Source organism: Kitasatospora sp. NPDC056327 (assembly GCF_042261735.1).
Lineage (GTDB): Bacteria > Actinomycetota > Actinomycetes > Streptomycetales > Streptomycetaceae > Kitasatospora.
Genome location: NZ_JBHJRC010000336.1, coordinates 1 through 8,743 on the forward strand (window position 1 = coordinate 1; position 8,743 = coordinate 8,743).

Genomic DNA, 8,743 nt, shown 5'->3' on the forward strand with positions numbered 1-8,743 from the left:
GGGGGGGGCCCCCCGCCCCCCCCCCGGATCCGACGACCGCGGGACTAGTTCTTCTGGATCTGGTCGAAGGAGAGCTCGACCGGGGTCTCCCGGCCGAAGATCTCGACCAGGCCCTTGACCTTCTTCGAGTCGGGGTTGATCTCGTTGATGGTCGCCTGCAGGGTCGCGAACGGGCCGTCGGTGACGGTGACCGAGTCGCCGACCTCGAAGTCGAGCACCTGGATCTCGCTGGGCTTGACCGGCGAGGGCTTGCCGGCCTCCTTGGCCGCCTGGCGCTCCACGTCGGGGGCGAGCATCTTGACGACCTCGTCCAGCGTCAGCGGGTACGGGTCGTAGGCGTTGCCGACGAAGCCGGTGACGCCGGGGGTGTTGCGCACGACGCCCCAGGACTCCGGGGTGAGGTCCATGCGGACCAGGACGTAGCCGGGGAGCTTGTTCTGGCGGATGGTCTTGCGGTCGCCGTTCTTGATCTGGACGACCTCCTCCTGCGGCACCTCGGCCTGGAAGATGTACTCCTCGACGTTGAGGGAGACCGCGCGCTGCTCCAGGTTCTGCTTCACCCGGTTCTCGTAGCCGGCGTAGGTGTGGATCACGTACCACTCGCCCGGCATGAAGCGCAGGTCCTCGCGGAACTTGGCGACCGGGTCGACCTCGACGGCCTCCTCGGCCTCGTCCTCCGCCTCCTCGGCGGCGGCCTCGTCGTCGCTCTCCCCGCCGGACTCCACGTGCAGCGCGGCCTCCTCGGCCGACTCCCCGGCCTCGGCCTCGTCGTGCGCCTCGGCCTCGTCCTCGTCGGCGTCGACGGCGTCCACGATCTGCTGCTCGTCGGACTCCACGTCGTCAGCCAGCTCGGCCGCGTCCTCGGCGGCGACATCCGCCTCGCGGACGGTCTCGTCGGCGTCGTACAGGGGGGACTCAGACACGGTGGCTGCTTCTTTCCTGGAGATGGTGAAGGTGGCGCGCTCCGCGACGAACCGGCTCCGCTCCGTTCACGCGGTCGCCGGAAGTTCGCCTCGGAGACTTCAACAGTACCGAGTCAACGGTAGCGGCCTCGTCCCTCCGACGCAGACAGCTCGACCCGGGCCGAGGACCGGCCCGGGTCGGGAGGTGAATTCACAGGTGTGACGGCTCTGTCAGCCGAAGATCCAGAGGCTCGCCTTGGAGAAGCCGTAGTCGAGGCCGGCCACGAAGGCCATCACGATCACGACGAACACGACGACGACGCTCGTGTAGCTCATCAGCTGGTTGCGGCTGGGCCAGACGACCTTGCGCAGTTCCGCGATGATCTGCCGGTAGAAGAGCGCGAGCCGGGCGAAGGGGCCCTTCTTGCCGCGCTTGCCGGACTTCTTGTCGCCGGAACGCTTGCGGCGCGACTGCGAGTCGCCGTCCGCAGGCGTGCTCTCGGCAGCGCCGTCGGCCCCCTCGGGGTTGCCGCTCTCAGGCGTTGCGGTGGAGCCCGTGGTCTCCGTCACTCGTCCTCACCTGAATCCGGGTCCTGCCGAGCGTCACCTGCGTGCCCGAGCGGGCACGAGCGGTCGGCTAGCGGTGCTGATCGGTGCCCTCTCCGCATCAAGCCCGCTCGCTCTGTTGAGCGAACGGGCTGATAACGGTTCAAGCAGCAGGGCAAGAGGGACTTGAACCCCCAACCGCCGGTTTTGGAGACCGGTGCTCTACCAATTGAGCTATTGCCCTACGGAACCTCGCGGCCCCAGTAGCGACCATCAACCTACCGCATCTTCCGCCGATCCCCGTACAGGTTCTGTACGGCGGCGGAGGCTCCGGTTCGTTCGGTGGCCGTTGATCAGTGAGTGTACGGGGTCAGGGGGTGTTTGGTCGAACCTCTTCTTTTCCGGCCGTGATCCGGGCCGTGCCGGGCCGCCATGCGGACCTCCCCGTACACATGGTGAAACCGCCGTGCCCGGCCCGTGTGCGGTCTGGGACGATGCAGGCATGAGCGCTTCCACCCCGCAGCCCGACAGTTCCGTCCGCCCCGCCGACCGCCGGGTCTCCGCCCGGATCGGCGCGATCGCCGAGTCCGCCACCCTCGCCGTGGACGCCAAGGCCAAGGCCCTCAAGGCGGCCGGCCGGCCGGTCATCGGCTTCGGTGCCGGCGAGCCGGACTTCCCCACCCCGGACTACATCGTCGAGACCGCCGTCGAGGCCTGCCGCGACCCGAAGAACCACCGCTACACCCCGGCCGGCGGCCTGCCGGAGCTCAAGGAGGCGATCGCGGCCAAGACGCTGCGCGACTCCGGCTACGCGGTGGACGCCTCCCAGGTGCTGGTGACCAACGGCGGCAAGCAGGCGATCTACGAGGCGTTCGCGGCGATCCTCGACCCGGGCGACGAGGTCATCGTGCCGGCCCCGTACTGGACCACCTACCCCGAGTCGATCCAGCTCGCCGGCGGCGTCCCGGTCGAGGTCGTGACCGACGAGACCACCGGCTACAAGGTCTCGGTCGAGCAGCTGGAGGCCGCCCGCACCGAGAACACCAAGGTGGTCCTCTTCGTCTCGCCGTCCAACCCGACCGGCGCGGTGTACACCCGGGCCGAGGCCGAGGCGATCGGCCGCTGGGCGCTGGAGCACGGGCTGTGGGTGCTCACCGACGAGATCTACGAGCACCTGGTCTACGGCGACGCCGAGTTCACCTCGCTGCCGGCCCTGCTGCCCGAGCTGGCCGACAAGACCATCGTGGTCAACGGCGTGGCCAAGACCTACGCGATGACCGGCTGGCGGGTGGGCTGGGTGATCGGCCCCAAGGACGTCGTCAAGGCCGCGACCAACCTGCAGTCGCACGCCACCTCGAACGTCTCCAACGTGGCCCAGCGCGCCGCCGTCGCCGCCGTCGCCGGCGACCTCTCGGCCGTCCACGAGATGCGCGCCGCCTTCGACCGGCGCCGCCGCACCATCGTGAAGATGCTCAACGAGATCGACGGCGTGGTCTGCCCCGAGCCCGAGGGCGCGTTCTACGTGTACCCGTCGGTCAAGGGCCTGCTGGGCAAGGAGATCCGCGGCCGGCGGCCGCAGACCTCCGGCGAGCTGGCCGCGCTGATCCTCGACGAGGCCGAGGTCGCGGTCGTCCCCGGCGAGGCCTTCGGCACCCCCGGCTACCTGCGGCTCTCCTACGCGCTGGGCGACGCCGACCTCGCCGAGGGCGTCGGCCGGATCCAGCAGCTGCTGGCCGAGGCCCGCGACTGATCCGGCGCCCCGCTCCGGGCCGGCGGGCCCCGGGGAGGCGTCAACCCCGTGCGCCCGGACCGCCCTCCTTCCACCCCTTCGGGGGACGGAAGGAGGGCGGTTCCCGTAGCACCCCCCGATGCGGCAGGATTCGTGAATGGAACGCCTGCTGAACCCGCGAGACGTCAGGGACCTCCCGAAGGCCCACCTGCACCTGCACTTCACCGGCTCGATGCGCCCCGCCACCCTGCTGGAACTGGCCGACAAGCACGGCGTCCGCCTGCCGGAGGCGCTCAGCTCCGGCGAGCCGCCCAAACTGCGGGCCACCGACGAACGCGGCTGGTTCCGCTTCCAGCGCCTCTACGACACCGCCCGCTCCTGCCTGCGCGACGAGGACGACATCCGCCGCCTGGTCCGGGAGACCGCCGAGGACGAGCGGCGGGACGGCTCCCGCTGGCTGGAGATCCAGGTCGACCCGACCTCCTACGCGCCCCGGCTCGGCGGGCTGATCCCCGCCCTGGAGCTGATCCTGGACGCGGTGGAGGACGCGGCCGCGGCCACCGGGGTCGGCATCCGGGTCCTGGTGGCCGCGAACCGGATGAAGTCCCCGATGGACGCCCGGACGCTGGCCCGGCTCGCCGTCCGGTACACCGACCGGGGCGTCGTCGGCTTCGGCCTCTCCAACGACGAGCGGCGCGGTCTGGCCCGCGACTTCGACCGGGCCTTCGACATCGCCCGCAAGGGCGGGCTGCTGGCCGCCCCGCACGGCGGCGAGCTGGCCGGACCGGAGTCGGTCCGGGACTGCCTGGACGACCTCGGCGCCGGCCGGATCGGCCACGGCGTCCGGGCCGCCGAGGACGAGCGGCTGATGCAGCGGCTGGCCGACCGTCAGATCACCTGCGAGGTCTGCCCGTCCTCCAACGTCTCGCTCGGCGTCTACGAGCACCCCGGGGACGTCCCGCTGCGGCGGCTCTTCGACGCGGGGGTCCCGCTGGCGCTCGGCGCCGACGACCCGCTGCTGTTCGGCACCCGGCTCGCCGACCAGTACGGCCTGGCCCGCGACGTGCTGGGCTTCTCCGACCAGGAGCTGGCCGAGCTGGCCCGGCAGTCGGTCCGCGGCTCCTGCGCGCCCGACAGCGTCAAGAAGGAACTGCTGGCGGACGTCGACAGCTGGCTGACGGCCTGATCCCCGGCGCCGGGGGTCCGGTGCCGGGGATCAGGTGCCGGGACGGGAAGCCGGGGACGTGCACCCCGACGTGCGCCCTAGAGGGTGACGCCGACCATCACCGGCTCGTTGACCAGCTCCACCCCGAAGGCCGCCCGCACGCCGTCGCGGATCTCCCGGGCCAGGGCGAGGAGGTCCTCGGTGGTGGCGGCGCCGCGGTTGGTGAGCGCCAGGGTGTGCTTGGTCGAGAGGGTCGCCGGCCCGCTGCCGTAGCCCTTGCCGAAGCCGGCCCGGTCGATCAGCCAGGCGGCGGAGGTCTTGGTGTGCCCGTCCGGCGCCGGGTAGGCGGGGGCGGTCAGCTCCCGGCCGGCGGCCACCGCCAGGAAGGCGGCGTACTGCTCGGGGCTCAGCACCGGGTTGGTGAAGAAGGAGCCCGCGGACCAGGTGTCGTGGTCCGCCGCGTCCAGCACCATGCCCTTGCCGGCCCGCAGGCCGAGCACGGCCGCGTGCGCCTCGCGCAGACCGACCCGCTCGTCCTGGGCGACCCCGAAGTGCTTGGCGACCTCGGCGTAGCGGACCGGGGTGGAGCGCCCGGCGGCGTCCTCCAGCGCGAAGCGCACCCGCAGCACGACGTAGCGGTCCGGCTCGGCCTTGAAGCGGCTGTGCCGGTAGGAGAAGGCGCACTCCTCGTTCGTGAGGGTGAGCGTCCCGCCGGTGCGGCGGTCGTAGGCGACCACCTCGGTGATCGTCTGCGCCACCTCCTGGCCGTACGCCCCGACGTTCTGCACGGGGGTGGCGCCGGCCGAACCGGGGATGCCGGCCAGGAACTCGACGCCGGCCAGACCCGCGTCCACGGTGCGGGCCACCGCGTCCGCCCACACCTCGCCGGCCGCCAGCTCCAGCGCGGTGCCGTCGAGGGCGAAGCCGGTGGTGGCGATCCGCAGCACGGTGCCGGGGAAGCCGACGTCGCCGATCACCAGGTTGGAGCCGCCGCCGATCACCAGCAGCGGCTCCCCCGCCGCGTCCGCGGCACGGACGGCGGCGATCACCTCGTCGTCGGTGTGCGCGGTCACCAGGCGGCGGGCCGGGCCGCCGAGCCGCAGGGTGGTCAGCGGGGCGAGGGGGGCGTCGAGTTCTTCCAGCACGCCCCCCAGCGTACGGGGACCCCGGGGGACCCCGTACGCCCTCCCGGCTCAGGCCAGCCGGACGACCGCTCGGGACATGCCGAGCACCTTCTGACCGCCGTAGGTCGCCACCAGGTCGACCTGGACCCGGCGGTCGTCGAGCAGCTTGGCGACCTTGCCGGTGACCTCGATCACCGAGCCGGTCCCGTCGTTGGGCACCGGCACCGGGCGGGTGAAGCGGACGCCGTACTCGACCACCGCGGCCGGGTCGCCGACCCAGTCGGTGACCACCCGGATCGCCTCGGCCATGGTGAACATGCCGTGCGCGATGACGTCGGGCAGGCCGACCTCCAGGGCGAACCTCTCGTTCCAGTGGATCGGGTTGAAGTCGCCGGAGGCGCCCGCGTACTGCACCAGGGTGGCGCGGGTCACGGGGAAGGACTGCGCCGGCAGCTCGGTGCCGGCCTCGACCTCGTCGTAGCGGACCGTCATCGGGCTCACTCCCCCGTCTTCTCGTCGGCGGCCCGGGCCACCAGGGTCATGACGGACGTCACCACGTGCTCGCCGGACCCGTCCGAGATCTCGCCGCGCACGGTGAGCACGTCGTTGCCGGCCAGTGACTTGATGTTGTCGACGGTGACCACGACGGTCAGCCGGTCGCCGGCCCGGACCGGGCGGGTGTAGGCGAACTTCTGGTCGCCGTGCACCACCCGGCTGTAGTCGAGGCCCAGCTCCGGGTCCTGCACGACCTGGGCGGAGGCCCGCATGCTGAGCAGGATCGGGAAGGTCGGCGGGGCGATCACGTCGGGGTGGCCGAGCGCCTCGGCCGCCTCCGGGTCCGTGTACGCGGGATTGGCGTCACCCACGGCGGCGGCGAACTCGCGGATCTTCTCCCGGCCGACCTCGTACGGCTCGGTGGGCGGGTAGGTCCGCCCGATGAAGGAGGGGTCGAGTGCCATCGGCAGCTCCTCGGAAACGCGGTGGACAAACGAAAAGAACTCCGGACCGCAACCCAGTGAGGGATGCGGCCCGGAGTCGGCGACCTGGTTCACACAGGCCCGGTGCCCTGAGTCAGGGTCAGCGGGTCTCGCGGTGCGCGGTGTGCGAGTTGCAGCGGGGGCAGTGCTTCTTCATCTCAAGACGGTCCGGGTCGTTACGCCGGTTCTTCTTGGTGATGTAGTTCCGCTCCTTGCACTCCACGCAGGCCAGCGTGATCTTCGGGCGGACATCGGTGGCAGCCACGGGAGTGCCTTCCTTGGACAATGAATAAGAACACAGACAAGAGTAGCCGACCGGGAGTGCGATCTCCCGACCGACTACGCGGGGTAGCGGTGACCGGACTTGAACCGGTGACACAGCGATTATGAGCCGCTTGCTCTACCAACTGAGCTACACCGCCACGGTGATCCTGAGCACAGCCGAAGCCGACTCCCTCTCACCAGAGCCCCCATGCGGAATCGAACCGCAGACCTTCTCCTTACCATGGAGACGCTCTACCGACTGAGCTATAGGGGCGAACGAGGAAGAGATTACACGTTCCGCGCCCAGAGGTGAAATCCGTATCCCGCGGCGAAGTCCGCAGGTCCGCGGCGCGCACGGGCGAACGATCGAAGGCCTGGCGTTCGACCGGGCCCCGGGGGCGCGGCCCGACCCGATACGACTATTGCCCGCCTCCCGGCGCCCCGGCCCCGCCCCCCGTAGGCTCGGCGCTCATTGACGCGGGCAGGGACCGGACGCGAGGACGCGAGAAGACGCGAGAAGGAGCCGGGCGATGGACAGCGCAGCCGCCGACGGGCCGCACCACGGACCCGGACCGGCGGCCAACCCGCTCGGGCACGGACCCGTCCTCCTGCTCACCGGGGCCAGACTGGCCGACGGCCGGGTGGTGGACGTGCGGATCAGCGGCGACCGGATCCAGGCCGTCGGCACCGCCGGCGGACTCGGCCCGCTGCCCGCGGTGCCCGGCGGCCCCACCGTCACCACCGGCGCCCGGATCGACCTGCGGGGCTACCTGCTGCTGCCGGCCCCGGCCGAGGCGCACGCGCACTACGACGTCGCCTTCTCCGCCGCGCTGCCCGCGCCGCCGCCGGAGACCCCGACCGACCTCACCCGGCGGGTCACCGAGGCCGCGCTGACCTCGCTCGGCTACGGCGCGACCGCCCAGCGCACCCACGTCCGGATCGGCGACGTGCACGGACTGCGCCGGCTGGAGGCGGTCCTCACCGCCCAGCAGGCGCTGCGCGGCCTGGCCGACCTGCAGGCCGTCGCGATGCCCCGGCTGCTCACCGGCCGGGCCGGCGCGGACGGCCGGGCCCAGCTGCGGGAGGCGCTCAAGCTCGGCGCCACGGCGGCCGGCGGCTGCCCCGAGCTCGACCCGGACCCGGCGGGCTACGTCCAGCTGCTGCTGGAGGCCGCCCGGGAGGCGGACTGCGCGGTGGACCTGCACACCACGGCCGCCGACCCGGTCCAGCTGGCCCGGCTGGCCGGGGCGCTGGCGCCGCTGCGGCCCCGGGTGCTGCTCGGACCGTGCGGCGCGCTCGTACCGGGCGCCTCGACGGTGCTGGCCACCAGCGGGGTCCGGGTGGTCTGCCTGCCGCAGAACGGCGGCTGCGCGGGGCTGGAGGGCCTGCCGGCCGGGGTGCGCCCGGCGCTGCTGCGCGAGCTGGTGAAGGCCCGGGTACCGCTGGTGGCCGGCAGCGGCTCGCTGCGCGACGGTGCCAATCCGGTCGGCCGGGCCGATCCGCTGGAGGCCGCGTACCTGCTGGCGGCCGGCGGCGTCCTGGACCCGGACGCCGCGTACGACGCGGTGTCCAACCAGGCGCGGCTGGCACTGGGGCTGGCACCGGTCCGGGTGGACGCCGGTTTCCCGGCCGAGCTGCTGGCGGTGCGCGGGGACTCCCTGGCCGGGGCGCTGGCGGGCGGGCACAGCAGGCTGGTGGTGCACAGCGGACGGGTGGTCAGCCGGACCAGCGCGGTGCGGGAGTTCGCCGACACGGTGGCCCTGGCACTGCCCCGGCAGGCGGACGGCACGGACGGCGGGCGGCCGGACGGCGAGCCGTCCCGGTAGGCGCAGCCGTCACCGGGCGCTCGCCGGACGCGTCGGCGTCGCCGGATGCGTCGGCGGACGGGGCCGGACGGGTGATCGGGGCGTGGGGGGGCGGCGCCGCCCCCCCCCCCCCCCCCCCGGGCCCCCGGCGCGGCGCAGGGGCGCCGGGGGGGCCCCCCAGTGGCGGGGGCGCCTCGGAGGACACCACGCCCCACCCCCCAGCACCCCCCC

9 protein-coding genes and 3 tRNA genes are annotated in these 8,743 nt (G+C 72.8%); 3 read left to right on the forward strand and 9 right to left on the reverse strand.

Annotation, left to right across the window (positions count from 1 at the left end):
- Window positions 1–44 precede the first annotated feature (44 nt).
- From nusG to ACFCX4_RS31730, 3 genes are all read right to left on the reverse strand, one after another.
- Window positions 45–923 (reverse strand): transcription termination/antitermination protein NusG, encoded by an 879-nt coding sequence (gene nusG / locus ACFCX4_RS31720; protein WP_376150101.1) that lies wholly within the window; start codon window positions 921–923, stop codon window positions 45–47.
- A 210-nt stretch (window positions 924–1,133) separates the two neighbouring features.
- On the reverse strand, window positions 1,134–1,472 hold the full coding sequence (secE, locus tag ACFCX4_RS31725; protein ID WP_376150104.1) for a preprotein translocase subunit SecE: 339 nt from the start codon (window positions 1,470–1,472) through the stop codon (window positions 1,134–1,136).
- A gap of 147 nt (window positions 1,473–1,619) precedes the next feature.
- Window positions 1,620–1,692: transfer RNA gene (locus tag ACFCX4_RS31730), tRNA-Trp, on the reverse strand.
- A 258-nt stretch (window positions 1,693–1,950) separates the two neighbouring features.
- Here ACFCX4_RS31730 and ACFCX4_RS31735 point away from each other — a divergent pair.
- Together ACFCX4_RS31735 and ACFCX4_RS31740 are read left to right on the forward strand one after the other, a co-directional pair.
- The gene (locus ACFCX4_RS31735) at window positions 1,951–3,198 is read left to right on the forward strand and encodes a pyridoxal phosphate-dependent aminotransferase (protein WP_376150107.1); all 1,248 of its coding nucleotides are present in this window, start codon (window positions 1,951–1,953) and stop codon (window positions 3,196–3,198) included.
- Window positions 3,199–3,334: 136 nt separating this feature from the next.
- The gene (locus ACFCX4_RS31740; protein ID WP_376150110.1) at window positions 3,335–4,363 is read left to right on the forward strand and encodes an adenosine deaminase; all 1,029 of its coding nucleotides are present in this window, start codon (window positions 3,335–3,337) and stop codon (window positions 4,361–4,363) included.
- A 77-nt stretch (window positions 4,364–4,440) separates the two neighbouring features.
- On the opposite strand, the gene ACFCX4_RS31745 is transcribed toward ACFCX4_RS31740, so the two are convergent.
- From ACFCX4_RS31745 to ACFCX4_RS31770, 6 genes are all read right to left on the reverse strand, one after another.
- On the reverse strand, window positions 4,441–5,484 hold the full coding sequence (locus ACFCX4_RS31745; RefSeq protein ID WP_376150118.1) for a UDP-N-acetylmuramate dehydrogenase: 1,044 nt from the start codon (window positions 5,482–5,484) through the stop codon (window positions 4,441–4,443).
- Window positions 5,485–5,535: 51 nt separating this feature from the next.
- Window positions 5,536–5,958: a MaoC family dehydratase gene (locus ACFCX4_RS31750; RefSeq protein ID WP_376150121.1), complete on the reverse strand. Its 423-nt coding sequence runs from the start codon at window positions 5,956–5,958 to the stop codon at window positions 5,536–5,538.
- Between the two features lie 5 nt (window positions 5,959–5,963).
- Window positions 5,964–6,425, reverse strand: a complete 462-nt coding sequence (locus tag ACFCX4_RS31755; RefSeq protein WP_376150113.1) for a MaoC family dehydratase N-terminal domain-containing protein — start codon at window positions 6,423–6,425, stop codon at window positions 5,964–5,966.
- 118 nt (window positions 6,426–6,543) lie between these two features.
- Window positions 6,544–6,708, reverse strand: coding sequence for a 50S ribosomal protein L33 (gene rpmG, locus ACFCX4_RS31760; protein ID WP_006604855.1), 165 nt, complete (start codon window positions 6,706–6,708; stop codon window positions 6,544–6,546).
- Between the two features lie 84 nt (window positions 6,709–6,792).
- A tRNA-Met gene (locus ACFCX4_RS31765) sits at window positions 6,793–6,865 on the reverse strand.
- Between the two features lie 43 nt (window positions 6,866–6,908).
- Window positions 6,909–6,981 (reverse strand) — tRNA-Thr (locus tag ACFCX4_RS31770).
- Between the two features lie 256 nt (window positions 6,982–7,237).
- Between ACFCX4_RS31770 and ACFCX4_RS31775 the strand changes: the two genes are divergently transcribed.
- On the forward strand, window positions 7,238–8,533 hold the full coding sequence (locus ACFCX4_RS31775) for a hydrolase (RefSeq protein WP_376150116.1): 1,296 nt from the start codon (window positions 7,238–7,240) through the stop codon (window positions 8,531–8,533).
- Window positions 8,534–8,743 lie beyond the last annotated feature (210 nt).